General features: G+C 71.9%; 28 protein-coding genes and 1 riboswitch. Of the genes, 10 read left to right on the top strand and 18 right to left on the bottom strand.

What is annotated here, in order from left to right:
- Positions 1-45: 45 nt before the first annotated feature.
- Positions 46-242, bottom strand: a riboswitch (cobalamin riboswitch).
- The 3 genes from cobG to ACFY2X_RS06745 all read left to right on the top strand — a co-directional run bounded on the left by cobG (position 207) and on the right by ACFY2X_RS06745 (position 3,807).
- Positions 207-1,658, top strand: a complete 1,452-nt coding sequence (cobG, locus tag ACFY2X_RS06755; protein ID WP_389933358.1) for a precorrin-3B synthase — start codon at positions 207-209, stop codon at positions 1,656-1,658. (Overlaps the previous riboswitch by 36 nt.)
- Complete coding sequence (locus ACFY2X_RS06750) at positions 1,655-2,281, top strand: precorrin-8X methylmutase (RefSeq protein ID WP_389933355.1); 627 nt, start codon at positions 1,655-1,657, stop codon at positions 2,279-2,281. Before cobG ends, ACFY2X_RS06750 begins: the two co-directional genes overlap by 4 nt.
- Positions 2,278-3,807, top strand: a complete 1,530-nt coding sequence (locus ACFY2X_RS06745; RefSeq protein ID WP_389933352.1) for a precorrin-2 C(20)-methyltransferase — start codon at positions 2,278-2,280, stop codon at positions 3,805-3,807. The genes ACFY2X_RS06750 and ACFY2X_RS06745 overlap by 4 nt, the downstream gene beginning before the upstream one ends.
- Here ACFY2X_RS06745 and ACFY2X_RS06740 read toward each other — a convergent pair.
- Entirely contained in the window at positions 3,795-4,568 is a 774-nt protein-coding gene (locus tag ACFY2X_RS06740; RefSeq protein WP_389933349.1) for a cobalt-precorrin-6A reductase, read from the bottom strand. The two genes, ACFY2X_RS06745 and ACFY2X_RS06740, sit on opposite strands and share 13 nt — an antisense overlap.
- A gap of 68 nt (positions 4,569-4,636) precedes the next feature.
- Between ACFY2X_RS06740 and ACFY2X_RS06735 the strand changes: the two genes are divergently transcribed.
- Complete coding sequence (locus tag ACFY2X_RS06735) at positions 4,637-5,710, top strand: cobalt-precorrin-5B (C(1))-methyltransferase (protein WP_389933347.1); 1,074 nt, start codon at positions 4,637-4,639, stop codon at positions 5,708-5,710.
- A 129-nt stretch (positions 5,711-5,839) separates the two neighbouring features.
- Here the strand turns inward: ACFY2X_RS06735 and cobM are convergent, their stop codons facing one another.
- From cobM to ACFY2X_RS06680, 11 genes are all read right to left on the bottom strand, one after another.
- The gene (gene cobM, locus ACFY2X_RS06730) at positions 5,840-6,583 is read right to left on the bottom strand and encodes a precorrin-4 C(11)-methyltransferase (RefSeq protein WP_389933344.1); all 744 of its coding nucleotides are present in this window, start codon (positions 6,581-6,583) and stop codon (positions 5,840-5,842) included.
- Positions 6,580-7,809, bottom strand: a complete 1,230-nt coding sequence (gene cbiE / locus ACFY2X_RS06725) for a precorrin-6y C5,15-methyltransferase (decarboxylating) subunit CbiE (protein ID WP_389933341.1) — start codon at positions 7,807-7,809, stop codon at positions 6,580-6,582. Before cbiE ends, cobM begins: the two co-directional genes overlap by 4 nt.
- The gene (locus ACFY2X_RS06720) at positions 7,802-8,194 is read right to left on the bottom strand and encodes a pyridoxamine 5'-phosphate oxidase family protein (protein ID WP_389933339.1); all 393 of its coding nucleotides are present in this window, start codon (positions 8,192-8,194) and stop codon (positions 7,802-7,804) included. Before ACFY2X_RS06720 ends, cbiE begins: the two co-directional genes overlap by 8 nt.
- Positions 8,195-8,304: 110 nt before the next feature.
- Positions 8,305-8,703, bottom strand: coding sequence for a TIGR03618 family F420-dependent PPOX class oxidoreductase (locus ACFY2X_RS06715; protein WP_389933336.1), 399 nt, complete (start codon positions 8,701-8,703; stop codon positions 8,305-8,307).
- A 195-nt stretch (positions 8,704-8,898) separates the two neighbouring features.
- The gene (locus ACFY2X_RS06710; protein ID WP_389933333.1) at positions 8,899-9,003 is read right to left on the bottom strand and encodes a DUF6893 family small protein; all 105 of its coding nucleotides are present in this window, start codon (positions 9,001-9,003) and stop codon (positions 8,899-8,901) included.
- A gap of 21 nt (positions 9,004-9,024) precedes the next feature.
- On the bottom strand, positions 9,025-9,150 hold the full coding sequence (locus ACFY2X_RS06705) for a hypothetical protein (RefSeq protein WP_389933330.1): 126 nt from the start codon (positions 9,148-9,150) through the stop codon (positions 9,025-9,027).
- Complete coding sequence (locus tag ACFY2X_RS06700) at positions 9,150-9,788, bottom strand: DUF6084 family protein (protein WP_389933327.1); 639 nt, start codon at positions 9,786-9,788, stop codon at positions 9,150-9,152. The genes ACFY2X_RS06705 and ACFY2X_RS06700 overlap by 1 nt, the downstream gene beginning before the upstream one ends.
- Positions 9,781-10,410: a DUF5947 family protein gene (locus tag ACFY2X_RS06695; RefSeq protein WP_389933324.1), complete on the bottom strand. Its 630-nt coding sequence runs from the start codon at positions 10,408-10,410 to the stop codon at positions 9,781-9,783. The genes ACFY2X_RS06700 and ACFY2X_RS06695 overlap by 8 nt, the downstream gene beginning before the upstream one ends.
- Positions 10,407-10,973 (bottom strand): NifU family protein, encoded by a 567-nt coding sequence (locus tag ACFY2X_RS06690; RefSeq protein ID WP_389933321.1) that lies wholly within the window; start codon positions 10,971-10,973, stop codon positions 10,407-10,409. The genes ACFY2X_RS06695 and ACFY2X_RS06690 overlap by 4 nt, the downstream gene beginning before the upstream one ends.
- 227 nt (positions 10,974-11,200) lie before the next feature.
- Positions 11,201-11,992: an ABC transporter permease gene (locus tag ACFY2X_RS06685; protein ID WP_389933318.1), complete on the bottom strand. Its 792-nt coding sequence runs from the start codon at positions 11,990-11,992 to the stop codon at positions 11,201-11,203.
- Positions 11,989-12,930: an ABC transporter ATP-binding protein gene (locus tag ACFY2X_RS06680; protein ID WP_389933315.1), complete on the bottom strand. Its 942-nt coding sequence runs from the start codon at positions 12,928-12,930 to the stop codon at positions 11,989-11,991. The genes ACFY2X_RS06685 and ACFY2X_RS06680 overlap by 4 nt, the downstream gene beginning before the upstream one ends.
- Before the next feature lie 167 nt (positions 12,931-13,097).
- Here ACFY2X_RS06680 and ACFY2X_RS06675 point away from each other — a divergent pair, with 167 nt between their 5' ends.
- Positions 13,098-14,276 (top strand): sensor histidine kinase, encoded by a 1,179-nt coding sequence (locus tag ACFY2X_RS06675; protein ID WP_389933313.1) that lies wholly within the window; start codon positions 13,098-13,100, stop codon positions 14,274-14,276.
- Entirely contained in the window at positions 14,273-14,959 is a 687-nt protein-coding gene (locus ACFY2X_RS06670) for a response regulator (protein ID WP_389933694.1), read from the top strand. The genes ACFY2X_RS06675 and ACFY2X_RS06670 overlap by 4 nt, the downstream gene beginning before the upstream one ends.
- Here ACFY2X_RS06670 and ACFY2X_RS06665 read toward each other — a convergent pair.
- Positions 14,940-15,866, bottom strand: coding sequence for an FAD binding domain-containing protein (locus tag ACFY2X_RS06665; RefSeq protein WP_389933310.1), 927 nt, complete (start codon positions 15,864-15,866; stop codon positions 14,940-14,942). The genes ACFY2X_RS06670 and ACFY2X_RS06665 overlap by 20 nt on opposite strands.
- Positions 15,863-18,376: a molybdopterin-dependent oxidoreductase gene (locus ACFY2X_RS06660; RefSeq protein WP_389933307.1), complete on the bottom strand. Its 2,514-nt coding sequence runs from the start codon at positions 18,374-18,376 to the stop codon at positions 15,863-15,865. Before ACFY2X_RS06660 ends, ACFY2X_RS06665 begins: the two co-directional genes overlap by 4 nt.
- Positions 18,377-18,458: 82 nt before the next feature.
- Between ACFY2X_RS06660 and ACFY2X_RS06655 the strand changes: the two genes are divergently transcribed.
- Positions 18,459-19,001, top strand: a complete 543-nt coding sequence (locus ACFY2X_RS06655; protein ID WP_389933304.1) for a TetR/AcrR family transcriptional regulator — start codon at positions 18,459-18,461, stop codon at positions 18,999-19,001.
- 97 nt (positions 19,002-19,098) lie between these two features.
- Here ACFY2X_RS06655 and ACFY2X_RS06650 read toward each other — a convergent pair whose 3' ends face one another.
- Positions 19,099-19,920: a MerR family transcriptional regulator gene (locus ACFY2X_RS06650; RefSeq protein WP_389933301.1), complete on the bottom strand. Its 822-nt coding sequence runs from the start codon at positions 19,918-19,920 to the stop codon at positions 19,099-19,101.
- Positions 19,921-20,185: 265 nt separating this feature from the next.
- Here ACFY2X_RS06650 and ACFY2X_RS06645 point away from each other — a divergent pair, with 265 nt between their 5' ends.
- Positions 20,186-20,578, top strand: coding sequence for a VOC family protein (locus ACFY2X_RS06645; protein ID WP_389933299.1), 393 nt, complete (start codon positions 20,186-20,188; stop codon positions 20,576-20,578).
- Positions 20,579-20,660: 82 nt separating this feature from the next.
- Positions 20,661-20,963 (top strand): TetR-like C-terminal domain-containing protein, encoded by a 303-nt coding sequence (locus tag ACFY2X_RS06640; protein WP_389933296.1) that lies wholly within the window; start codon positions 20,661-20,663, stop codon positions 20,961-20,963.
- Here the strand turns inward: ACFY2X_RS06640 and ACFY2X_RS06635 are convergent.
- The 3 genes from ACFY2X_RS06635 to ACFY2X_RS06625 form a co-directional block, all read right to left on the bottom strand.
- Positions 20,924-22,426 carry an SDR family oxidoreductase gene (locus ACFY2X_RS06635; protein ID WP_389933293.1) on the bottom strand — a complete coding sequence of 501 codons (1,503 nt, stop codon included), beginning with the start codon at positions 22,424-22,426 and terminating at the stop codon, positions 20,924-20,926. The two genes, ACFY2X_RS06640 and ACFY2X_RS06635, sit on opposite strands and share 40 nt — an antisense overlap.
- A 60-nt stretch (positions 22,427-22,486) precedes the next feature.
- A complete protein-coding gene (locus ACFY2X_RS06630; protein ID WP_389933289.1) occupies positions 22,487-23,392 on the bottom strand; it encodes a helix-turn-helix domain-containing protein in 906 nt (301 codons plus the stop codon).
- 108 nt (positions 23,393-23,500) lie between these two features.
- A complete protein-coding gene (locus ACFY2X_RS06625) occupies positions 23,501-23,746 on the bottom strand; it encodes a DUF397 domain-containing protein (RefSeq protein WP_389933286.1) in 246 nt (81 codons plus the stop codon).
- A 228-nt stretch (positions 23,747-23,974) separates the two neighbouring features.
- On the opposite strand from ACFY2X_RS06625, the gene ACFY2X_RS06620 reads away from it, so the two are divergent.
- Positions 23,975-24,478 carry an ATP-binding protein gene (locus tag ACFY2X_RS06620; protein WP_389933283.1) on the top strand — a complete coding sequence of 168 codons (504 nt, stop codon included), beginning with the start codon at positions 23,975-23,977 and terminating at the stop codon, positions 24,476-24,478.
- The last annotated feature ends 44 nt before the right edge of the window (positions 24,479-24,522 follow it).

Genomic DNA, 24,522 nt, shown 5'->3' with positions numbered 1-24,522 from the left:
AAAGCGCAACAGAGCTTCCTCCCTCGGGGTCCTCGCCCCGGGTCGTCGTCGGCCACGACGGCTGGAGTCTCCTGGCTCCCGGATCGGTGCTCCCCCCGGCCTTCCCGTCCGTCGCCGGACAGTGGCCTGGGTGGGGTTCGCTCCCCGGTTACAGTGGCGGGACCGCGCCGGATTCACACCGGCTTCCTCCCTGTGCCGTCGCCACGATGAGACTACGGCAGCCCGGCTCTTTGCAAGAAACTGGAGTTAACATCCTCAGCGTGGTCACAGGCGACTCTTTCGGACGATCGCGCTCAGACGCATGTCCGGGGGCACTTCAGGTGCACGCCGCCGCCGACGGCGGCCTGGCGCGGATCAGGATTCCCGGCGGCCGGTTGACCGCCTCCCAGCTGCGCGACCTCGCCGAGGCCGCCACCGTCTGCGGGAGCGGCGTCATCGAGCTGACCTCCCGCGCGAACGTCCAGATCCGCGGCCTCGCCACCGGCCCCGGTCCGGCGGGCGGCCCGGGAGGCGTGGACGCGTTCGCGAGCCGGATGGCCGCGGCGGGGCTGCTGCCGTCGCCCACCCACGAGAAAGTCCGCAACATCCTCGCCTCCCCGCTGACCGGGCTCGACGGCGACGGGCTTCTCGACGTCACCCCCCTGGTCGCCGAACTGGACCGGCGCCTGTGCGCCCGGCCCGCCCTCGCCGCCCTCTCGGGGCGGTTCATGTTCGCCCTCGACGACGGCCGGGGGGACGTGGCCGGGCTCGGCGCCGACGCCTGCCTCCTGCCGGCAGGCCCGGAGGAGGCCGCCGTCATCCTCGCGGGCACCGACAGCGGCCTGCGCGTGCCGGCGGTCTCGATGGTGCCCGCCCTGCTCGCCGCCGCCGAGGCGTTCCTCGCGGAGTCGTCCGCCCAGGGAACCGGCGCCTGGCGGATCGGCGAGCTGGCCGACGGTCCCGCACGGGTCGCGGCCCGGGCCGGCGCCATGCTCGCCTCCGCCGCCCCGGCCGTCGGCGTCGGTCAGACCCGCGCCACGACCGCGCCCGCCGATCCCGCCGCCCCCGCGCCGGTGCCGTCCCGCGCCGCGCTCACGTCCTCCGACCGCGTACGGCTTCGCCCCGTCACGCTCGGCCCGGTAGGCGTCATCGAACGATCGCGCACCACCACCGGCCCAGAGGTCGCCCTCGGGGTCGCGATACCCCTCGGGCGGCTGACCTCCGCCCAGGCGGAACTGCTCGCCCGCCTGGCCTCCTCCGGCTCCGGCGAGGTACGGCTGACGCCGTGGCGGGGCGTGGTCCTGCCCGGTCTGGCCCGTGCCGAAGTCTCCCGGGCGATCGGCCTGCTGGCGGACGCGGGCCTGGTCACCGACCCCGCCTCGCCGTGGATCGGCGTGACGGCCTGCACCGGCCGCCCCGGCTGCGCCAGGTCGCTGGCCGACGTGCAGGCCGACGCGGCCCGTGCCGTCGCCCCGCGTGTGGCGGATTCCCCGCGCACCGGTACGCTCCCCGTGCACTGGGCGGGCTGCGAACGGCGCTGCGGCCGTCCCCGGGGGCGAGTCGCCGACGTGGTCGCCACCGGCGACGGCTACCGCGTGGACCTGGACGGCCGCGGCGTGACCTGTGCGGGCATCGAAGAGACCACGGCCGCGTTGACGGCCGTCAGAGGAGGAACGTGATCGACTACGTCCGCGACGGCGCGGAGATCTACCGCCGTTCCTTCGCCACCATCCGCGCCGAGGCCGACCTGGGAGGTCTGCCCGCGGATGTCGCCCAGGTGGCGGTCCGCATGATCCACTCCTGCGGGATGGTCGACCTGGTCACCGACCTCGGATGGTCACCCGGCGTGGTCGCCTCGGCGCGCGCGGCCCTGCGCGCGGGCGCGCCGGTGCTGTGCGACGCGATGATGGTCGCCTCCGGGGTGACCCGCCGCCGGCTGCCCGCCGGCAACGAGGTGATCTGCACGCTGGGCGAGCCGGGCGTGCCGGAGCTCGCCGAGCGGCTGGGCACCACCCGCAGCGCCGCGGCGCTGGAGCTGTGGCGCGACCGGCTGGAGGGATCCGTGGTCGCGATCGGCAACGCGCCGACCGCGCTGTTCCGGCTGCTGGAGATGGTCGAGGAGGGCGCCGGGCGGCCGGCCGCCGTGCTCGGGATCCCGGTCGGCTTCATCGGCGCCGCCGAGTCCAAGCAGGCCCTGGCCGAGCACCCGGCGGGCCTGGAGTACCTGGTCGTGCACGGCCGCCGGGGTGGAAGCGCGATGACCGCCGCCGCGGTCAACGCGATCGCGAGCGAGGAAGAATGAGCGACAACGTGACCGGACGGCTGTGGGGAGTGGGGCTCGGGCCGGGCGATCCGGAGCTGGTGACCGTCAAGGCCGCCCGCCTGATCGGTGAGGCGGACGTGATCGCCTTCCACAGCGCCCGCCACGGCAGGAGCATCGCCCGCTCGGTGGCCGCGCCGTACCTGCGTGACGGTCAGATCGAGGAAGCCCTCATCTACCCGCTCACCACGGAGACCACCGATCATCCCGGCGGCTACCAGGGTGCCATCGACGACTTCTACGCCGACTGCGCGCTGCGGCTGGCCGCACACCTGGACGCGGGCCGCGACGTGGTGGTGCTGTGCGAGGGCGACCCGCTCTTCTACGGCTCCTACATGCACATGCACAAGCGCCTGTCCCATCGCTACGTCACCGAGGTGGTCCCCGGGGTGACCTCGGTGAGCGGTGCCGCGGCGGTCCTCGGCCGGCCTCTGGTCGAACGGGACGAGACGCTCACCGTGCTGCCCGGGACGCTTCCCGCGGAGGTCCTCGCCGAGCGCGTCGCCGCCACCGACTCGGTGGCGATCCTCAAGCTCGGCCGGACGTTCACCAAGGTGCGTGACGCGCTGGCCCAGGCCGGTCGCCTCGACGAGGCCTGGTACGTGGAGCGCGCCACCACCGGCGGCCAGCGCCTGGCCCCGCTCGCCGAGGTGGACCCGGACGGCGTGCCGTACTTCTCGCTGGCGCTGATCCCGAGCCCGGTCAACGCGGCGCGGCCCGCGCCGGCGGAGGAAGCCGAGCCCGCGCCCCCGGCCGTCGGCTCCGGCGAGGTGGTCGTGGTCGGGCTCGGCCCGGCCGGGCGGCCGTGGCTGACCCCGGAGGCGCAGGACGCGCTGGCCGCCGCCGACGAGCTCATCGGGTACGGCCCCTACCTGGACCGGGTCCCGCCGAACCCGCGCCAGCGCCGCCATCCCACCGACAACCGGGTGGAGGCCGAACGTGCCGCGCACGCGCTGGAGCTGGCGGCGGCCGGATCCCGGGTCGCCGTGGTGTCCTCGGGCGACCCCGGGGTGTTCGCGATGGCCAGCGCCGTGCTGGAGGTGGCCTGCGAGCCACGGTTCGCGGACGTCCCGGTGCGGGTGCTGCCGGGTCTGACCGCGGCGCACGCGGTGGCGAGCCGGGCGGGGGCGCCGCTGGGCCACGACTACTGCGTGCTGTCGCTGTCGGACCTGCTCAAGCCGTGGGAGGTCGTCGCCGGCCGGATCACCGCCGCGGCGAAGGCCGATCTGGTCCTGGCGATCTACAACCCCGCCTCGAAGAGCCGCACCTGGCAGGTGGCCGCGGCGCGCGACCTGCTGCTGGAGCACCGCGCGCCCGAGACTCCCGTGGTCATCGGCCGTGACGTCGGCGGAGCCGGTGAGAGCATGACCGTCACCACCCTCGCCGAGCTCGATCCGGCCATGGTGGACATGCGCTGCCTGCTGCTGGTGGGCTCCTCGACCACCCGGCTGGTCGAGCGGGGTGACGGCGGCCGGGTGGTGTTCACCCCTCGCCGTTACCCGGCGTGACCGGCCTCGCTCCGGTCATCGGTCCCATGCCGATCCAGCCAGCCGACCGCCGCCTCGACCGTCTCCACCGCGGGGACGCCCGCGGGCGAGGGCGGACGCCGTACGATCACGACCGGCAGCCCGAGCTCGCGGGCGGCGAGCAGCTTGGCCGTGGTCATCTCTCCGCCGCTGTCCTTGGTGACCACCATGTCCACGCGGTGCTCGCGCATGAGGGCCAGCTCGCCCTCCACCGTGAACGGGCCCCGGCTGAGCAGCACCTCCAGGCGGCGCGGGGCGGGGGGCTCCGGCGGGTCCACGGAACGGGCCAGGAACCACAGGCCGTCCAGGCCCGCGAAAACCGGCAGGCTCCGGCGCCCGGTGGTCAGGAACACCCTCTCCCCCAGCGCGGGCAGCAGCTCGGCGGCCGCGGTGAGCGACGGCACCCAGCGCCAGTCGTCGCCGGGGCCCGCCTGCCAGCCCGGCCGCCGCAGAATCAGCAGCGGCACCCCGGCGCGGCCGGTCGCCTCGACCGCCGAGGCGGTCATCCGGGCGGCGAACGGGTGGGTGGCGTCCACCACGACGTCGATCCGGCGTTCCCCGATCCACGCCCGGAGCCCGTCGGGACCGCCGAAGCCGCCCTCGTGCACCTCGCCGACCGGCAGCTTGGGGTCGCGCACCCGGCCCGCCAGCGAGGAGACCACGTGCGTTCCGGCACGTCCGGCGAGGGCGGCGGCCAGCCGCCTGGCCTCGTCCGTGCCGCCCAGCACCAGAATGTTCAGCACATCGCCGCCTTTCTTCCGACTTTTCCGTCGCAGGACGTCGCCCTGCCGTACCCGATGGTGATCGAACCATGAGCGCGCCGCTGCGCCACGGGTGGACCACCGGCGCCTGCGCGACCGCGGCCACCACCGCCGCCTACACCGCACTGCTGACCGGCGACTTCCTCGACCCGGTGGAGATCGCCCTGCCCAAGGGGCAGCGCCCGGCGTTCGCGCTGGCCCAGGAGGCGCTGAGGGACGGCGCGGCCATGGCCGCGGTGGTCAAGGACGCCGGCGACGACCCCGACGTGACGCACGGCGCCCTGATCTCCTCGACCGTACGGCACGGCGCCCCCGGCACCGGCGTGGTGTTCGCCGCGGGGCCCGGGGTCGGCACCGTGACCAAGCCGGGACTCCCACTGGACGTGGGCGAACCGGCGATCAATCCGGTTCCCCGGCGGATGATGCGCGAGCATGTCGCCGAGGTGGCCGCCCGGCACGGCGGGACCGGTGACGTGATCGTGGAGATCTCGGTGGCGCACGGCGAGGAGCTGGCGAGGAAGACCTGGAACCCCCGGCTGGGGATCCTGGGCGGGCTGTCGATCCTCGGAACGACCGGCATCGTGGTGCCCTACTCCTGCTCGGCCTGGATCGACAGCATCCGGCGCGGCATCGACGTGGCCAGGGCGGCGGGCCACGAGCACGTCGCCGGCTGCACCGGCAGCACGTCGGAGAGGGTCGCGGCCGAACTGTACGGGCTGCCGGAGGACGCCCTGCTCGACATGGGGGATTTCGCGGGAGCCGTGCTGAAGTATCTGCGCAGGCACCCCGTGCCCCGGCTGACCGTCGCCGGGGGCATCGGCAAGCTCTCCAAACTCGCCGACGGTCATCTGGACCTTCACTCGGGCCGCTCGCAGGTCAATCCGGGCATGCTCGCCGAGATCGTCCGCTCGGCGGGCGGGGACGAGGCGCTGGCCGGGCGGGTGCTGGAGGCCAACACGGCCCTGCACGCGCTCCGGCTCTGCCAGGAGGCGGGCCTGCCGCTGGGCGACCTGGTCGCTGAGCGGGCCCGCCTGACGGCCGCCGGCGTGCTGCGCGAGGCTCCCGTGACGGTGGACGTGGTGGTCATCGACCGCGCGGGCACGATCGTCGGCCGCGCGGGCTGACCCGGCCGTGCGATCGCCGAAGGAGTGCCCCGGTACGGCCACGCGCCCGCCACACGAGCCGGACGGAACGGCCCGGGGCGGCGTCCGGGTGCGGCGGGCGAGGACGCCCCGGCACGGGGGGTGCCGGGTTCAGTCACGGCAGCGGGCGGCCGAGTACAGGTGGCTGTCGGGGAACTCCGACGCGGTCAGCACGCGGCCGACGACGATCACCGCGGTGCGGACGATCCCGGCGGTGCGGGCCTTGCCGGCGATGTCGGCCAGGGTTCCGCGCAGGATCACCTCGTCGTCCCGGCTGGCCCGGGCCACCACGGCCACCGGGCAGTCGGCGCCGTAATTGGGGATCAGCTCCTCGGCGACCGCCTCGATGCGCTGCACGGCCAGGTGGAGGACCATCGTCGCCCGGCTACGGCCGAGCGTGTCCAGGTCCTCACCCTCGGGCATGGGCGTGGCACGCACCGAGGTCCGGGTCAGCACGATCGTCTGACCCACCCCGGGCACGGTGAGCTCCCGTTTCAGCGACGCGGCGGCCGCGGCGAACGCGGGCACGCCGGGGACCACCTCGTAGGGCACCCCCTCCGCGTCCAGCCGCCTCATCTGCTCGGCCATCGCGCTGAACACCGACGGATCACCGGAGTGCAGCCGGGCCACGTCATGACCGGCGGCGTGGGCGGAGAGCATCTCCGCCACGATCTCCTCCAGCGCCATCTTGGCGGTGTCCACCAGCCGCGCCCCCGGAGGGCAGCACTCCAGCAGCTCGGCCGGGACCAGGGAACCGGCATACAGGCAGACCGGCGAAGACGCGATCACCCGCTGCCCGCGCACGGTGATCAGATCCGCGGCGCCCGGGCCCGCCCCGACGAACCGCACCGTCATCGCTCCACCTCCGGAAGAACGGGCTTGACCACGGTCCAGATCGTCACCGGCATCATGGGCCGCCAGCCGGTGAACCCGCCGACCGGGGCCGCCCTGCTGACCGCCAGCCGCACCAGATCACCGCCGAGCTCGCCGTGCCAGGAGGCCAGTACGGCCTCGGACTCGACGGTCACCGCATTGGCCACCAGCCTGCCGCCGGGCCGCAGCGCCTCCCAGCAGCCCTCCACCACACCGGGAATGGTCACCCCGCCGCCGATGAAGACGGCGTCGGGCGGCTCCAGCCCGGCGAGCGCCTCGGGAGCCGTCCCGGTCACCACGTTCAGACCGGGCACGCCGAGCCCACGGGCGTTGCGGGCGATCCTCTCCGCCCGCTCGGGGTGGCCCTCCACCGCCACCGCCCGGTTGGCCGGGTGGCCACGCATCCACTCGATCGCGACGCTGCCCGCTCCGGCGCCGACGTCCCACAGCAGCTCCCCGGGGGCGGGCGCGAGCCGGGACAGGGTCACCGCGCGCACCTCGCTCTTGGTGAGCTGGCCGTCGTGCTCGAACGCCCCGTCCGGCAGTCCGGGGACGCACGGCAGGGGCACGACTCCGGCGTCCACCCGGCACTCCACGGCGACGATGTTGAGGTCATGCGCCACCGACAGCGGCCAGCGACCGGCCGTGCCGGAGATCACGCGCTCTTCGGCGGCACCGAGCCGCTCCAGCACCGTCATCGGGCTCCCGCCGTACCCGCGCGCGGTCAGCAGCGCGGCGACCTGGGCCGGGGTGCGGCCGTCGGCGCTGAGGACCAGCACCCGGCGCCCCTCGTGGATCGCCGTGTGCACCGACTCGACCGGTCGCGTCACGAGACTGACCACCTCGACCTGGTCGGCGGCCCAGCCGAGCCGCGCGCAGGCCAGCGAGACGGACGACGGGTGCGGCAGCACCCTGACCCGATCCGCGCCGAGCAGCCTGACCAGCGTCGTGCCGATGCCGTGGAACATGGGGTCGCCGCTGGCCAGCACGCACACCCGGCGCCCCTGGTGGGAGGCGATCAGCGCGGGCAGGGCCGGAAGCAACGGCGAGGGCCAGGCGACGCGCTCGGCGGTCGGCTCTGGGACCAGTGCGAGCTGCCGGGCGCTGCCCATCAGGACCTCGGCCGCGTGCAGCTCGCGCCGCGCCGCGGGCGACAGGCCCGCCCAGCCGTCGGCTCCGATGCCGACCACGGTGACCAGGTCAGACATTGCCCAGCACCCGGGTGACACGGATCTCGATCACGACACGGGCGGGGTTCTCGCGGGGCCGGCGGTAGCGCTCTTCGTACCGGCGCTCGGCGTCGGCCACCGACTCGGCGTCCCGGCGGATCGTCGCCCGTCCCTCCAGGGTCGACCAGCGACGCCCGTCCACCTGGCAGAGCGCGACCGCCGCTCCTTCGTCTCCGGCGGCGAGCACGTGGCGAACCTTGTGGGAGCCGCCAGAGGTGATCACCCGGGCGACCCCGGAGTCGGCGTCCAGCGTCACCCCCACGGGGACGACGTGGGGCGTGCCGTCGGCCCGTACGGTGGTCAGCGTGGACAGGTGACGCTCCCGCCAGAAGCCGCGGAACCCATCTCCGAGATCTTTCAACACCCAGCCCTTCCCGATGTCCCGGTATCGCGCGACATGCTAGCCGGGAGAGAATCCCGGCGGAGGACCGCCTCCGCCGGGGGCGCCGGGATCGGGCCGTCGTGGATCGCCGTTCAGCTTCCGGGGCTGTAGATCACCTGGTCGGGCGTCACCCTGACCGTGATGCGCTGCTCGCCCGGCTGCCGGTAGGGGTAGGTGTCCACGCCGAGGTATTTCTTCGCCAGCCCGTCGATGACCCCGTCGGCGCCCTCAAGCTCCAGCTTCGCGTTGCCCGAGACGCTGGCCAGGTGGAAGGCGTCCTTGGGGTCCAGCACGCTCACCGACACCCGCGGGTCGTCGCGCAGGTGGCGCTCCTTGGCGCGGCCGACGGCCGTGTTGAAGATGACGTCGTCTCCGTCGACGTCCACCCAGACGACCGTGCTGTGCAGCGAGCCGTCAGGCCGAACGGTGGTCACCCAGCCGTAGATCGGCTGCCTGAACAGTGCCTTCACTTCCTCGTTCAGCTTTCCCACGGGTACCTCCACAATCAGCGGTGTGTCTGCGAGACAATCACACATCACAGCCCGCGAATGATCCATCGCCACACGCGAATATCGGGAAACGGCTCTCGCGCCCAAGGCCTCGGCGGGCTCCGGGCGGGTCGTCCTTGACGTGGCCGATGAGCGCGGCGCCCTCGCCGAGAGGGTGCGCGTGTCGCCGGTCACCGCTCACATGTCCCTGATCCGCTTGTAGCGGACGATGTCGGGCAGGGACTGCACGATCACAATCGCTATCCCGATGACGATCGCCCCGATCAGCAGGCGTCGAATCATGGTTCCCCCCTTTTCGGTCACTCACCATCCCCCAGCGGCTCGGCCTCGTCGGGTGAGAAGTAGAGGAAACGGCACGGCGAGCCGGTCGGCCCGCACGCGCAGCACCGCGTCTGCCACCTTGCGCGCGATCTCCAGCGGGGTGCTCATCAGGCCGTCTCCTCTGCCTGCGCCAGCAGCGCCCGCATGGCCTCGTCCCACGTCGCGAGCGCCCGGGTGGACTTGAAGCGGTTCAGGGCACGCAGCGTGTCCCGGCTCAGCCGTACCCATCCCTCACCGGGGAAGTAGTGATCCATCAGCTCCCGCCACACGGCCACCGGCAGCCGGTAGCGCGCCTCGCGGTCCCACGGCACCCGATCGACCGAGAAGCCGGCGGGCGCCTTGGTGAACACGGTTCCGCTGAAGAGCATGAGCAGGGGAATCTCGCCGTCGTCGAGCGCGGCGAAGTATTTGCCCGCGGCCACCTCAAGGTCGTAGGTGACGGGTACCGGCAGGTCGGCCTCCGTCGTCCCGGTGAAGCCGGGGACCATGATCGAGACGTTGGCGAACTGCAGGGGTTTCAGCGTGGCGCCCCACCGGGAGAGGTCGCCGAACAGGTCACCGAGCAAGGCGGCCTCCTCGGGCGTGTAGCGGCGCCGCTGCGGCTCGATGCGGATCTGGCAGTGCAGCGCGATGGCCTGCACGACGCCGCCGCTCGCCTCGGTGAGCCGCAGCCGGCACTGGAGCGTCGGGGAGGCCGCGAAGCGGTCGGCTCGGACGTCGACGCAGGTGAAATCGAGATCAGCCATGGTCACCGCCCACTATGCGGCTGCGCTCACGCAGGTCGGCGAAGAAGCCGTCGATGGCCTGCCATGCCTCCTGGCCGCCGTCGAAGCCCTTCCAGCGCGTCCGGACCAGGCCGACGAGCCGGTAGCAGGCGTCGACCGGGACGAGATGGCAGGCGCACCCGTCTCCGCGGCGGTCGATGAGCAGCGCCTCGACGTCGGGCAGGGCGCCGGCCAGCGCCGGGTTGGCCGCCAGGACCCGCTCCCAGGTCTCCAGCGGGAGCTCGGACTGGGTGGCCCCGCCGGGGCTCGGGTAGAAGGCGACCGTACGGCCGAGCGCGGAGTTGCGGAAGAAGAACGCCATGCGCACCGGGATCTGCAGTTCGTCCCAGTCGGCCGCGTTCAGCCGGAACGACGGATCGTACAGATAGCGGTCCGGCACCGCCAGGAACTTCCCCATCGCCGCGCCCTCCACCGTGAAGAGCAGATAGCAGCTCCGGCAGGCGCATATCAGGGCGCGTGTCTCGACGTTCACCACGTGACCGTGCTCGGCGCCGATCGGCTCGGCGCACATCTCGCAGCGTTCCTCCGCCGCCTGGAGCGGTGCGGGGCGAGGTTCCCTGAACCGCCGGAGTCCCGTGCTCACCGCGCTGCCGTCCTGTCGGGAACCGGGCACGGGCCGGGCGGTGGCCGCGTCTCGATCTGGAGCAGCGGGGCCTCCTGGCCGACCATGCCCTCCACCTCCACGTGGGAGACTTCGGGTGCCGCCTCCGCTATCGCCCGTTCGATCGCCAGCTTCACCGTGAGCTGTGAGGAGGGGCAGCCGTGGCAGGTGCCCCGCAGCCGCAACCGCACCACGCCCGTCTCCTCGACGCTCACCAGCTCCACGTCCCCGGCATGGGTGCCGAGATAGGGCCGGATGTCCTCCAGCGCCGCGCGCACCCGCTCCTCGGTGCTCAGCGGGTGCAGGTCGTGCAGCACCAGCAGCGCCGCGACCAGATCGTCGGCGGCCAGGCGGCGCAGCACCTCGGCCGCCTCGGCCTCGGTGACGATCTCCATGACCCGCTCCAGGCCCGCGCCGTACAACTCGACCAGAACCCGGACCAGTTCCTCGGCCGCGTCCCGCGCCGGGCCGCCGAGCCCGGCCAACTCGGCCAGCAGCGCCTCGACCCGGTCCCCGGCCGCCTGAACGTCATGGGCTTGCCGCATCTGCCCCGGCTTCCTTGACTTCCTGTACGGAGGTCGGCACCGCCTGGTCCATCGCGGACCACTTCCTCACGGTTCCTTCAGATGAACGTCGTTCCGTCTACCGACCGTACGACCGGACGTAAGGGCTAAACGCAATAAAAATCGGATATTTCGTAAAAGTACTCTTCTTTTCGGAGTCCCAAGCGATCCGATCTCGCCGGCCCCTCCCCGTTCGGCGCCTTCCCAGGTCAGACGTCTGTTCGGGTGAACATGACGGCTCCCGTGCCGAGGGCGGCGACGGCGTACAGGGCCATCACGGTCAACGCCGCCGCCGGGGACAGGCCGACCCCGGCGGCCTTTCCGAGGCCCACCGCCAGGGGAACCTCGCCCGCCGCCTGGAGGGTCAGATCCTCCGGCAGCACCGAGCCGACCCGGGCGTTCCAGGGACTGGGCAGGAAAACGACGAATCGCGGAACCACGAACAGCAGGCCGACGACGGTGGTGATCGCCCCCGCCGTGGATCGCAGGACGGCGCCCAGACCGAGCCCGACCATGGCGAGCATCGGCACGGACAGACCCGTGGCGAACAGTTTGGGAAGTTCCTCGGCCATCGGTGCCGCGAAATCGCGGATGAGACGATCCCCTATGATCGCCCGGCCGGTGAAGAACGTCACGAACACGCTCACCTCCCCCGCGACGAGTGCGACGGCGGCGACGACCGCCGCCTTTGCCGCCAGCACCGTGTGCCGCCGCGGCACCGCCACGAGGCTGGTGCGGATCATCCCGGTGGCGTACTCCGAGGTCATCGTGAGGACGCCGAGCACCGCCAGGCAGATCTGCGCGGGCATCAGGATGAGCCGCTCGGGCTGGGCGGCTCGCAAGGTGGCCCGTTGCCCGGCCGGCAGGCCGTCCCAGAGGCTCCCCACGTAGAACGTGAATCCGGCCATGAGCAGCACGAAGGCCACGACGGCGCCGAGGATGTGCCAGGTGGAGCGGACGGAGCGCAGCTTCAGCCACTCGGAGGCGAGCGCGTCGATCATCGCCCCGCCTCCCGCCGGCCGATGCCCTCACCGGGCCGTCCGGCCGCCCGATACTCGACGCTGTCACCGGTGAGCTCCATATACGCCTCCTCCAGGGAGGCGCTGCGCGGCGTCACCTCATGTACGGCGAGCCCGTACCCGGCGGCGAGGTCGCCGATCTCCGCCACCTCCAGCCCCTTCACGGCAAGCCCTCCGTCGGGCTCCACCAGGACCGTCGCTCCGGCGGCTTCAAGCACACCGGTCAGCTCCGCGGCGCGCGGGGAGCGCACCAGCACACCCCGATCGAAGCGGGCGGCCAGATCCCCGACCGAGGTCTCGGCGATCAACCGGCCGCGCCCGATGACGACGAGACGGTCCGCGGTGAGCGCCATCTCGCTCATCAGGTGGCTGGAGAGCAGGACGGTACGGCCCTCCGCGGCCAGCGAGCGCATCAGGTGACGGATCCATCGCACGCCCTCCGGATCCAGCCCGTTGACCGGCTCGTCGAACATCAGCACACCCGGATCGCCGAGCAGTGCCGTGGCGATCCCCAGCCTCTGCCGCATTCCGAGGGAGAGCTCGCCGGCCCGCTTACGCGCGACCCCGGCCAGGCCGACCTGCTCCAGCACCTCCACCACCCGCCGCACGCCGATGCGGTTGCTCCGCGCCAGGCAGCTCAGATGGTTGAAGGCGCTGCGGTGCGGGTGAACGGCGTTCGCGTCGAGCAGCGCACCCACCTCGCGCATCGGGCGCCGGATCGTGACGTAGCGGCGGCCGTTGACGAGCCCCTCCCCCGAGGTGGGCGTGTCCAGGCCGAGCAGCATGCGCATGGTGGTCGACTTTCCCGCGCCGTTGGGCCCCAGGAAACCGGTCACCACTCCCGGCTTCACCTGGAACGACAGCCCGTCCACCACGACGGCCGGGCCGTAGCGTTTGGTCAGTTCCTTGACTTCGATCATGCTGCCGAGGGTTTCGCACGCGGGACCTGTGGCGCGTCGGACCACGGACCGCACTTCACCGTCGGCTCCCGGTCCGGCGATGACGGCCCTGCCCGTGGAAAGTCAGACCTGAGGATGACGGTCTCCGGGGGGAGGCCGGAGCGGACCCGAGTGGATACCGTCTCAAGGTGGACGATCTCAACGTGGACGATTCGCTTTTCCTCCGGCGATGGAGCGACGGTCAGCTCATGGCGTTCGACGCCCTGGTCGGGGCGGGATACGCGATCGTGCTCACGCTGTTCGCGGTCGCGCGTCCCGCCGCGGCCCTCCCCCTGTGGGCACAGTGCCTGCTCGGGGCCGGGGCCGGGGCGGCGCTCGCCGTACGGCGGCTGTGGCCCCTGCCCGTCTTCTGCGTCACCCTCGGGATCTCCCTGGTGTCGGCGTTCTTCGACCTGGTGCACGACGGGTTCGTCGCGGCGGCGTTCGCGCTCTATCCCGTCGCGCTCACCCGGCCCCGGCTCCGGTGGGAACCCACGGCCGCGATCGGTGCGCTCAGCGCGGCGGTCCTGCTCCTGCTTTCGGTGGCGGGCGGCTCCGCCCCCGTCTGGTGGGCCCCCGACCTCGGCGTGTTCCTGGCCGACGCGGCGTGCATGGGCTGCGCCTGGGCGATCGGCCGCGCCGTACGCGAGCGGCGCGCGTACGCGGCGCGCTCGGCGGAGCAACTCGCCGACCGGGCGGTCACCGAGGAACGCCTGCGCATCGCGCGCGAGTTGCACGACGTCGTGGCGCACAGCATGAGCCTCATCGCGGTCAAGGCGGGGATCGCCAACCACGTCGCGGAGGCCCGGCCGGAGGAGGCGAGGGACGCGCTACGGGTCATCGAGACCACCAGCCGGAGCGCGCTCACCGAGATGCGTCATCTGCTGGGTGTGATGCGTTCCGGCTCCGACCCGGCCGCGGACACGGTCTCCGGCCTCTCCCCCGCCCCCGGGCTCTCCGGCCTGCCCGCGCTCGCCGGCCGGGCGGCGATGGCCGGGGTCCACGTCGACTTGAACGTCACCGCCACGACGCTCCCGGAGGGCGTCGAGTTGTCGGTCTACCGGATCGTGCAGGAGGCTCTGACGAACGTGGTCAAACACGCGGCCCCCGCCCGGTGCCGGGTGGTGGTCGAGGCTGACGGGAACGCGGTGCGGATCGAGGTGACCGACGACGGGCCGGGCCATCGGGTCCTGCCGGGACGACCGGGCCACGGGCTGATCGGGATGCGGGAGAGGGTCATCATGTACGGCGGAAGCTTCACGGCCCGGCGACGGCCGGAAGGCGGGTTCGAGGTGTCGGCGTGGCTGCCGTACGGGGAGACCGCGTGATCCGCGTGCTGGTCGCCGACGACCAGGCCCTGCTGCGCGGCAGCTTCCGCATCCTGGTGGACACCGCCCCCGACCTGACGGCGGTCGGCGAGGCCGGGACCGGGGTCGAAGCCGTCGACCTGGCCCGCAGCGAGTCCCCGGACGTGGTGCTCATGGATGTGCGCATGCCGGAGATGGACGGGATCGAGGCGACCCGGCGCATCTGCGGCTCGGCCGACACGGCGGGCGTTCGCGTGCTCATGCTCACCACGTTCGACCTGGACGAATACGTCTACGCGGCGCTGCGGGCGGGAGCCAGCGGCTTCCTGCTCAAGGACACGCCGCCGGGCGAGCTGCTGGCGGCGATCCGCGTCATCGCCTCCGGTGAAGGGCTGCTCGCCCCGACGGTGACGCGCCGCCTCATCGCCGAGTTCTCCCGGCGTCCCGAGCCGGCACGGCCGCTCGCGCGCGAGCTCGACGGCGTCACCGATCGGGAACGCGACGTGCTCGCCCTCATCGCCCGGGGGCTGTCCAACACCGAGATCGCCGATCACCTGAACCTCAGCCTCGCGACCGTCAAGACGCACATCGGCAGGCTGCTCGGCAAGCTCGGCGCCCGTGACCGGGCTCAACTGGTCATCGTCGCCTACGAGACCGGCCTGGTCTCGGCCGCGCCGCGATCGGTCACGCCGGGCCGCCGGTGACCCCGGCGGCACGCTCCAGCACCTCCAGGACCGTCGCGGCGAGCAGCCCCACCTTGTAACCGTTCTGGGCCGTCGGGGCGCATCGGGCGGTGGCCGTCTCGGCCGCGCGGTCGAGGGGTTCACCGGCCAGGATCGCCTCCTCGACCTCGGGCAGGCGCACGGGGACGCGGGCGACGCCGCCCGCGGCCACCGCGGCGAAGGTGATCCTCTCACCGTCCGAGGCCAGCCGCGCCACCGCCTCCACCAGCGGCCACTCGGCCTCGGACCTGCCGATCGCGCGGTGGTAGGCGGCCCGTTCGCCCTGCACGGGTGGCGGCAGGTCGATCGCGACGAGGATCTCGCCCGGCTCCAGCAGGTGGTCGCGGGCCGGGTCGGAGCCGTCTCCGTACAGGTCCCGGACCGGGAACGGATCCCTGCCGTGAACCTCGACGGACGCGTCGCAGCCGAGCAGGGCCATCGCCAGCGACGACGGGTGCGGGGCCACGCAGGGTCCGGTGTCGATCACCGCGGAGTGCAGGGTGAGCCCGGTCCGGGCCGGACAGGAGTCGCCGCCGTTCTGGTGGCAGGAGAAGGACGGGTTGCGGTAGTAGCAGCAGCGGTTGCGCTGGAGCAGGTTGCCGCCGATGGTGGCCACCGCCCGGATCTGGGGAGTCGCCAGCGCCGCCGCCGTCAGGGCCAGGGAGGGGTGGGCGGCGCGGAGCCGTACGTCGCCGGCGAGTTCCGCCGCCGTGGTCAGCGCGCCGATCCGGACCGAGCCGTCCGGCCGCCAGGTCATGCCGGACAGATCCGGCAGCCCGCGCAGGTCCACGTACGGCCCGGCCGGGCGCCGGGCCATCAGATCGGTGCCGCCCGCGCGGAACTCGCCTCCGCGCCGGGCGGCTTCGCCGATGTCGGTGAGGGCGGTCAACGGCTGATCCCTTCGAGGAGCCGGTCGGGCCGGATGGGCAGGTCATGAGGACGCCAGCCGGTGGCGTTGTGGACGGCGTTGCCCACCGAGGCTGCCACGCCGATCGTGGAGACCTCGCCCACCCCGACGCCGCGGCCGTTGACGTGCTCCCATCCGTCCTCGTGGAAGTGGATGACCATCTCCGGGGTGTCCCCGATGCCGGGGATCCGGTAGTCCTCCAGGTTCGTGGTCAGCACGGCTCCCGTCACCGGGTCGACGTGGCGCTCCTCGTACAGCGCGTAGCCGATGCCCTGGACGATGCCGCCCTCGCACTGGCTGCGTGCCAGCCGCTCGGCGTAGATGTGGCCGACCGCGATCCCGCCCCACACCCGTAGCGGCCTGATCGTGCCCAGACGGGTGTCCACCTCGACCTCGGTGACGTGGACCGCCCCGCTGAACCCCCGGCCCAGCGTCGTACCGGCCATCGCGATCGGGGTGAGGTAGCCGCGCCGGTCGCCCCGGCGCCTGCCGACGACCCTGCGGCCGTCACCGAGGCCCTGCGCCCGCAGCCGCCGCGCGGCGTCCCGCACGGCCGGCGCCACCGAGGCCGTGGTGCGGCTGCCGATGGAGGGCGGTCCGTGCACGGTGCCCGTCCTGCCGATCTCCACGCGGATCCGCTCGGGCGGCAGGCCGAGTTCCTCGCGCAGGACCTCGGCGATGACGCTGCGGATGCCGGTCCCGATGTCCTGGGTCGTCGTGCGGGCGACGACCACGTCCCCCTCGACTTCGAGCTCGACCTCGGTGGCGGAATCGAGCATGTAGGCCCAGTTGGCGGCGGCCACCCCGACCCCCCTGCGGAACCGGCCCGTCTGCGAGCCGGTCCGCGGCCTGTCGAGCCATGTGGGGAGGCCCGCCGCCCAGTCGTAGAGCGCGTGCCGCTTGCGGTTGCCGTCCCAGCGGCGGCGCAGCGCGATCGGATCCTCTCCGCGGCGGTGGGCCACCTCGTCCACGGCCTGCTCCAGGGCCCAGAGCATGGGCGGCGCTCCGGGCCCGCGGAACGGCGTGCCGGGCGGCTCGTTGGTGACCACGTCGAAGTCGCGTAGCCGCCGGGGCGCCGTGCCGTACATGAGGCGGGCGAACAGCGCGACCGCCGATCCGATGGACACCCCTCCGCGGCCGTGGACGTCCATGGCGAGTGCGGCGAGGTCGCCCCTGTCGTCGGTGAGCAGCTCGAGCCGGGTGCGGGTGCCGGGCCGGTTCCCCGCGTCGGTGAGTTCCTCCTCGCGGCTCAGCACCACGCGCACCGGCGCGCCGCAGGCCCGCGCGAGCTCGACCGCCGCGATCGTCTCCGCGGTGACCCCGCTCTTGGCCCCGAACCCGCCGCCGACGTGGTCGGTGACGATGTGAACCCGCTCCACCGCGAGGTTCCAGCGCTTGGCGGCCTGCTCGGCCGCCAAACCCACGGTCTGGGTCGACAGGTGCAGGTGGAGGTCGCCTTCGGCGTCCCACCGGGCCACGCACGCATGCGGCTCCATCGGCGTGTGGACCTGCACCGCGGTGGTGAACGTCCCGGTCACCAGGCGGGGGTCGGCGCGCCGCCGGGCGGTCTCGATCCGGCTCGTCGCGGTACGGCCGCGCCAGCTCGCCAGGGTGAAGGGGCCGCGCACGTTGCCGTTCCAGCCGCCCGGCAGGTCGACTCCCTCGCTGGAGCTGGGAGCGTGTTGCCTGCTCCGCTCGTCGTAGACCGGCGGCGCGCCGGGCGTGTCGTCGAGCGCGGCCGGTAGCGGGTCGTAGTCGATCTCCGCGCCTGCCGCGATCGCCAGCGCCTGGCGGCGTGTGGGCGCGGCGACGGCCGCGACGGGCTGGCCGGCGTAGCGGACGATCCGGTCGGGCGGCAGCAGGTCGACCGGCCGGGCGCCGTCCACCCTCACCGCCACGACCCGCGCGTGCGCCCTCGCGGAGCGGATGATCACGCCCTCCAGCTGGCCGTCCAACCGGATGTCGGTGGTGTAGCGGGCGCGGCCGGTGACCTTGTCCATCGCCTCCACCCGCGCGGGGGCCTCGGCGGCGGTGTCATGCTCTCCCCGGCAGGCTGCCGCTATCGCCGCGTGGATCCCCTCGTAGGCGCCGCAGCGGCACAGGTGACCGGCCATGGCGGCGGCGACCCGCTCGCGCGGCGGCGTGACGTCGCCGTGCTCGCGGCGCCACTCGTCCACGAACGCGGCGGCCTCCACCACGAACCCGGGGGTGCAGTAGCCGCACTGCAGGCCGTCGTGGGCCGCGAACGCCCGCTGGACGGGATGGTCCAGCCCCTCCACGGTGACGATCTCCCGTCCTTCCACCGCGGCGGCGGGCAGCAGGCAGCTCACCTGCGGCGTGCCGTCCACCATGACCGTGCACGCCCCGCACACTCCGGTACGGCAGGCCGCCTTGGTCCCGGTGAGGCCCAGGCCGTCGCGCAGGACGTCCACGATCGCGTCGTCCCGGTCGGCGTCCGCCGCAGCCTGGGCGCCGTTCACCATGATCTTCATAGCTCTCCAGTTGACGTCGTCAACGTCGTGTTGACAGTGTCAACCTCAACGTTGACGTTGTCAACACAAGGAGTGTGAGAAGGTGAACGACGTGGTGGACGACACCAGAACCCGGTTGGTCGAGAGCGCCCTCAGCCTGCTGCGCGAAGAGGGCCTCGACGCCGTGACGCTGCGCGCGGTCGGCGACCTGACCGGCCTGTCCCGTATGGCCCCCTACCGCCACTTCACCGACAAGACCGCGCTGCTCGCCGCGCTCGCGGTCCGGGTCATAGCGGATCTCAGCGCACACGTCGCCGAAGCGGTCCTGAAACAGACCGGCCGCCACGACCGGCTGCGCGCCTTCTACGCGAGCTACGTCGAATACGCCGTGGGGCACCGCGAGGAGTACCGGCTCGTGTTCGCCCCGGAGTTCTTCATCGGGGACCATCCGGAGCTGGAGAGAGCGGTCGACGAGGTGATGACGGCGCTCGGCGTGGAGGTCGCCGCCGACCAGTCCGCCTCCAAGGCCGCGACGATGGCCCTGCTGTGCACCGCCCACGGCCTGGCCGAGCTGGCCACGACCGGGCATCTCACCCACAAGGGGCTCAGCCACCAGGACGTCATCGACGTCCTGGTGGCGTCATGAGGATCGCGTCCGCCGTTCCGGGCGCCCGGCGCCGTACGGCTTGGGACATCCGGCACCGGGCCTCCGGAGCAGCGCCTGTTTCAAAAATGGATCACTGTCACTCGGGTAGTGGCGCGACCATGTCGCTCACCGGCTCGTCTTCTCCCGCCGTCCTGGGGTCGGCGAAGAAGACCTGCCTGGGCGGGCCGGTGAACTCCCCGGCCCGTTCCCAGGCGCCCAGCGTCTGCAGGGCACGCAGGGAATGAGCCGCGTCGAGTCGTCCCTTGCACAGCCGTACGAAAGCCTCCGTGTGCGCAGGGTCGGTACGCAGTTCCAGGTCGGGGAAGCGGGCGGCGATCTCCTGCGCGTGGTCGGCGGGCACCGGCCTGCACCACTCCACCGGGCCGTCGCTGTCGGCGCCCACCTCGCCGTGGTAGATGAGGAACGGCGCACCGTCGAGTCCTGGCAGGGCGGGTACGGTGCCGTCACCGGCGCGCCTGGTCAGCTCCATGGCGAAGCCGGCGAGCTCGTCGGCGGTGAGGTGGCGCTTGGCGCAGATGATCACGCGTTCCCGGATGTGGCGGAGCTTGACGTCGAACATGTGGGATGTCCTTCCCGATAAGTGCTCGACGAGGAGGGCGGCCAGCTCGGCGCGTTCGGTGTGCTTGCGCTCGGCCCGCGCCCAGTAGGCCGCGACCTCGCCGGCCGCCTGCCCGGGAGGCAGGTCGCACACGGCCTTGATCCGCGCCAGGGGCATGTCGAGCCGGCGCAGCCAGGCCACGAGCCTGGCGCGGTCGAGCTGGGCGGGGTCGTAGAGCCGGTAGCCGTTGAACGGATCAGTTCGTGCCGGGACCAGCAGGCCCAACTCGTCGTAGAGCCGCAACGCCTTCTGCGACAGCCGCGACGCTCGCGAGAACGCTCCGATCGTCAGCCACTCCATGGCCCGCCTCCCTCGTCCTTGTCACCACGAGCGTGTGGTCTGCCCCAGGGACAAGGTCAACCTAGGACCTGTTCCAAGATCCATGGGTGAGTCGCGGGAACCCGACCGCCGCACAGTGGGCGGTCCTGGAGCCGCTGCACCGACGAATGACCGTGACCCGCCTGTTGAGAACAAGCCCTAGGACGAAGGTCCGATGCCGGGCACGGGCTCCGGTCGTAATGTCAAAGGTGCGAGGTCACTTCACAGCCGACCGTCTGGAGATCCCATGCCCGCGCAGCTCGACCACCTGATCGTGCACAGCAGCGACCGCTTCGCCTCCGCGCGCTTCGTCACCGACCTGCTCGGGGCGCCCGAGCCCAAGGCGTACGGGCCGTTCGCCACCGTCCCGCTCGCCAACGGCGTGACCGTCGACTACGCCGACTCCCTCGTCGCCCCCGACCGGATCGTCTCGCAGCATCTGGCGTTTCTCGTCTCCGAGGACGAGTTCGACGAGATCTACGCCCGGATCGTCGAGCGCGAACTGCCCCATTGGGCCGACCCCGGCCACCAGGAGCCTCAGCGGATTAATCACCTCCACCGTGGCCGGGGTGTGTATGTCGACGACCCTGACGGGCATGCCATCGAATTCCTCACCCATCCCTACGTCACGAACGGGTGACCTTCTCTAGCAGAGCTAGGAACCATATCAAGGAGGTTCTGAATAACATAGATATATTGCATAGCAATGCTAAGGCCATGCGATGTCCATAAAGACACGTCGTGAGCGCGAGCGAGCCCAGCCCCGCCAGTTGATCATCACGGCCGCACGCGAACTGGCCGAGGCCGAAGGCTGGGACGCGGTGACGACACGCCGCCTGGCGGACACCTACCTGAACTTCGCGGTCACCCGGCCGGCCCTGTACGAGGCGATGTTCGTTATGCCCATCGACGTGACCTTCGGGGGAACCAGCGAGACCCCCGCACCGCTGAAGGAGGCGTTCGGAGGGCTCGACCTGCTGATCGATCACCTCATCGGCGATCCCAGCCAGGTCGGCCGATCCTGAGCCCCGCGGATATCGCCGCGCTCGGCCGCCGCCGCCACATTGCGCGGCATCCGGCCGAAGATCAGGCCGTGGAAGGGCGAGATCAGCCACCAGTAGAGATGACCCGCCAGCCCCCGGGGATGGAAGATCGCGCGCTGGCCGTACACGGTTCGGCCCCGGCTCTGGTGCACGCTCAGCTCCAGCCACGCGAGGCCGGGCAGGCGCATCTCCGCGCGCAGCCGGAGCAGGCGTCCGGGATCGACCTCCTCGACCCGCCAGAAGTCGACCGAGTCGCCCACGCGAAGCCGGCGCGGATCACGACGTCCACAGCGCAGCCCTACACCGCCGACGAGCCGGTCGAGGAAGCCTCGGAGGCGCCAGGCGATGGGCAGGGAGTACCAGCCCATCTCTCCGCCTATCGCCTCGATCACCACCCAGAGCGCCTGCGGGGAGGCCCCGACGAGGCGGGCCCGCCTGTCGACGTAGAGGCTGCCGCCCGCCCAGGCGGGGTCGGTCGGCAGTGGATCGCTCGGCGCTCCCGGCGTCGAGGCGGAGGACCAGCGGGTGGCGACCTTCGCATCCTTGATCCGCTGCAGAGCCAGCGCGACGGCTTCCCTGAACCCGATCAAGCCGCCGGGCGGATCCGGGACGTAGCCGACGATGTCATGTTCGCGGCAGACGGCTTCATTGCGCAGCGACTCCACCAGGGGCCGGGCAATCTTCGCGGGGACGGGGGTGACCAACCCCACCCAGTGGCTCGACAGACCGGGGGTGAGCAGCGGGACCGGAATGATTAACCGGCGCGACAGCCCGGCGACGTCGGCGTAGACGCGCATCATGTCGGCGTAGGTCAGCATGTCCGGGCCGCCGATGTCGAAGGAGCGGTTCACCTCCTCCTCGATGACCGCCCACCCCACGAGATAGCGCAGGACGTCGCGGATCGCGATGGGCTGCGTCCTGGTGCCCACCCACCGCGGCGTCGTCATCACCGGCAGCCGCTCGGTGAGGTAGCGCAGCATCTCGAACGAGGCCGACCCCGATCCGATGATGGCGGCCGCTCGCAGCACCACGGCCGGAACCTGGTAGCGCAGGAAGATCTCCCCCACCTCGGTCCGGGAGCGCATGTGGGGCGAGAGCTCGTCCTGCGGTGCGAGACCGCCGAGGTAGAGGATGCGGCGTACCCCCGCCTCCCCGGCCGCTATGGCGAACGTGGTGGCCGCACGGCGGTCGGCGACGGCGAAGTCCTCTCCCCCGCCCATCGTGTGGATGAGGTAGTAGGCCACGTCGACGCCGTCGAGCGCCTTTCCCGTCCGGGCGGCGTCGGTCGCATCGGCCTGGGCGATCTCCACACGCGATACCCACGGCTGATCGCGCAGGCGGCTCGCCTCACGCACCATGCACCGGACGTCATGACCCGCGTCGAGCAGCTCGGGCACGAGCCGCCCACCGATGTATCCCGTCGCGCCGGTCACGAGACATCTCATCTGACTATCTTCGTACGGCCGCCCTGGAAGGTTGCCGGCGCGGGCGCCTCGTTTGCGTCCCTACAGTTCTTCGCGGATCCGGGTGAGGATCTCCCGCGTGCGCGTCGCGGGCTCGGCCTCGATGCACAGGCGCTCCATCACCTCAAGGTAGCGCTCCACGTCATCGCGCTTTTCGAGATACACCGCGCTGGTGAGCTGCTCCATGTAGACCACGTCGGGCAGATCGGGCTGGGAGAACCGCAGGATGCTGAAGGGCCCACCGGCCGCGGCGTGACCGCCGACGTTGAACGGCACGATCTGGACGGTCACGTTGGGCAGTTCGAGCGCCTGGAGGATGTGGTCGATCTGGCCCCGCATCACCTCGGCCCCGCCGAGCGGGCGGCGCAGCACCGCCTCGTCCAGCACCGCCCACAGGTGGGGCGGATCCGGGTTGTGCAGGAGCCTCTGGCGCGCCATGCGCAGCTGCACCCGCCGCTCGATCTCCGCGGCGGGGGCGTTGGGGAAGCCCAGCCGGACGACGGCCCGCGCGTAGTCCTCGCTCTGGAGCAGGCCGGGCACGAACTGGACCTCGTAGTTGCGGATGCCGGTGGCCGACTCCTCCAGGCCCACGTAGGTCTCGAACCAGCTGGGCAGGATGTCGTTGTAGTTGTGCCACCATCCGGTGACGTTGGCCCGCTCGACGAGGGCCAGCAGGGCCTGCCGGTCTTCCTCGTCCGTCACGCCGTACAGCGTGAGCAGATCGGCCACGTCTCTGGTCCGGAAGCTCACCCTGCCGAGTTCCATCCGGCTGATCTTCGAGTGGGAGGCGCGGATGGCGTGCCCCGCCGCTTCCAGGGTGATCTGCCGCCGCTCGCGGAGGCGGCGGAGCTGCGCGCCCAGCACGATCCTCAGCACGGTCGAGCTTCCTCGCGGCACGGCTATGGATGTCGGGCGAACCGGCTCGCCATCGGCGTAAGGTGCGATCATCTACAGTCCTTCAAGCGCGGATTGCGAGCCCCTGTCCACCCTTTGTGGTCGCCGCGAGCCTTCACGGTACTCCGGTCACGCGTTCACGGCTACACAGAATTTTATTCTTCAATCAATCGAGGCAAGCAGGTCGTCGAAGTCGCCACCCTTCACGCCTCGGACGAAGATGTCGATCTCACGGCGAGTGTAGATCAGCGCGGGCCCCTCCGGGTCTCGCGAATTGCGGATCGCGATCCGGTCGCCCGGCAGCGCGGCCAGCTCCACACAGTTGCCGCTGGGATTGCTGAAGTGACTCTTGCGCCAGAGGGCCCCGGCCAGCAGAGCCGCCGACATGCCGTTATACAGCTGATTCATCCTCGCCTCTCACCGTTAGGCAGGAAAAACACAGATACAGCATAGAGCTTTGTGCAGATGCACGTGCATCTGTACTTGCTTATGCACATCGTCACAGGCAAGATAACTAGACGGATTGCCGTGTTACGCGATCGCCACACCTCCCCAAGGTCGCCGATGACTGGTTACCAAAGACATCAAGCCACCCCCATTCATACAGAGATCGGCGGGTGGGAACGGTGGTTGTCAATGCTCGATCACATCCTCCCGCCAAGTGGCCTGCCGCCCTGGGCGGACGGCGACAGCCATCTCGACCACATGCAGATGGCCGTACGGAGTCTCCGTCACGATCCGTGCGCGGCACGGACCGCCCGCGAGTTCACCTCCACCGCCCTACGCGCCTGGGAGCTGGACCTCCTCGTCGACGACACCGGCGTGGTGGTCTCCGAGCTGGTGACCAACGCCGTACGGCACGGCGTGCGAGGCCGGGTCGGCGCCCATTCCGCCGAGGACGTCAGAGTCATCCTGTGCCACGCCGAGCGCTCGGTGCTGTGCGCGGTCACCGACCCCAGCGACCAGGGGCCCAGCCTGCGCGAACCCGACTACGAGGCGGAAAGCGGACGCGGGCTCCAGGTCGTCCAGGGAATCAGCCAGATGTGGGGATGGGCTCCCCTCGCCTCCCACGGCAAGGCCGTGTGGGCGGCGTTCACCCTCCCGGCGAGGACGGCACGCCATCTGGAGGCCTGCCGCTGACACCCATACGCACACGGCGCCGGAGCGCCGATTAGCCGAAATAG

The organism is Streptosporangium sp. NPDC000396, assembly GCF_042898655.1.
Classification (GTDB): Bacteria; Actinomycetota; Actinomycetes; order Streptosporangiales; family Streptosporangiaceae; genus Streptosporangium.
This window is presented reverse-complemented; position numbering and strand designations above follow the sequence as displayed.

What these genes read in the sequence shown, in the direction of transcription:
- ACFY2X_RS06660 (WP_389933307.1), bottom strand. Translation starts at nt 18,376, where the DNA reads ATGAAGATCATGGTGAACGGCGCCCAGGCTGCGGCGGACGCCGACCGG.
- ACFY2X_RS06710 (WP_389933333.1), bottom strand. Translation starts at nt 9,003, where the DNA reads ATGATTCGACGCCTGCTGATCGGGGCGATCGTCATCGGGATAGCGATT.
- ACFY2X_RS06635 (WP_389933293.1), bottom strand. Translation starts at nt 22,426, where the DNA reads ATGAGATGTCTCGTGACCGGCGCGACGGGATACATCGGTGGGCGGCTC.
- ACFY2X_RS06630 (WP_389933289.1), bottom strand. Translation starts at nt 23,392, where the DNA reads ATGATCGCACCTTACGCCGATGGCGAGCCGGTTCGCCCGACATCCATA.
- ACFY2X_RS06745 (WP_389933352.1), top strand. Translation starts at nt 2,278, where the DNA reads ATGAGCGACAACGTGACCGGACGGCTGTGGGGAGTGGGGCTCGGGCCG.
- ACFY2X_RS06735 (WP_389933347.1), top strand. Translation starts at nt 4,637, where the DNA reads ATGAGCGCGCCGCTGCGCCACGGGTGGACCACCGGCGCCTGCGCGACC.
- ACFY2X_RS06650 (WP_389933301.1), bottom strand. Translation starts at nt 19,920, where the DNA reads ATGGAGTGGCTGACGATCGGAGCGTTCTCGCGAGCGTCGCGGCTGTCG.
- ACFY2X_RS06705 (WP_389933330.1), bottom strand. Translation starts at nt 9,150, where the DNA reads ATGAGCACCCCGCTGGAGATCGCGCGCAAGGTGGCAGACGCGGTGCTG.
- ACFY2X_RS06700 (WP_389933327.1), bottom strand. Translation starts at nt 9,788, where the DNA reads ATGGCTGATCTCGATTTCACCTGCGTCGACGTCCGAGCCGACCGCTTC.
- ACFY2X_RS06640 (WP_389933296.1), top strand. Translation starts at nt 20,661, where the DNA reads ATGTCCATAAAGACACGTCGTGAGCGCGAGCGAGCCCAGCCCCGCCAG.
- ACFY2X_RS06690 (WP_389933321.1), bottom strand. Translation starts at nt 10,973, where the DNA reads ATGCGGCAAGCCCATGACGTTCAGGCGGCCGGGGACCGGGTCGAGGCG.
- ACFY2X_RS06645 (WP_389933299.1), top strand. Translation starts at nt 20,186, where the DNA reads ATGCCCGCGCAGCTCGACCACCTGATCGTGCACAGCAGCGACCGCTTC.
- ACFY2X_RS06620 (WP_389933283.1), top strand. Translation starts at nt 23,975, where the DNA reads ATGCTCGATCACATCCTCCCGCCAAGTGGCCTGCCGCCCTGGGCGGAC.
- ACFY2X_RS06680 (WP_389933315.1), bottom strand. Translation starts at nt 12,930, where the DNA reads ATGATCGAAGTCAAGGAACTGACCAAACGCTACGGCCCGGCCGTCGTG.
- cobG (WP_389933358.1), top strand. Translation starts at nt 207, where the DNA reads ATGAGACTACGGCAGCCCGGCTCTTTGCAAGAAACTGGAGTTAACATC.
- cobM (WP_389933344.1), bottom strand. Translation starts at nt 6,583, where the DNA reads ATGACGGTGCGGTTCGTCGGGGCGGGCCCGGGCGCCGCGGATCTGATC.
- ACFY2X_RS06685 (WP_389933318.1), bottom strand. Translation starts at nt 11,992, where the DNA reads ATGATCGACGCGCTCGCCTCCGAGTGGCTGAAGCTGCGCTCCGTCCGC.
- cbiE (WP_389933341.1), bottom strand. Translation starts at nt 7,809, where the DNA reads ATGTCTGACCTGGTCACCGTGGTCGGCATCGGAGCCGACGGCTGGGCG.
- ACFY2X_RS06625 (WP_389933286.1), bottom strand. Translation starts at nt 23,746, where the DNA reads ATGAATCAGCTGTATAACGGCATGTCGGCGGCTCTGCTGGCCGGGGCC.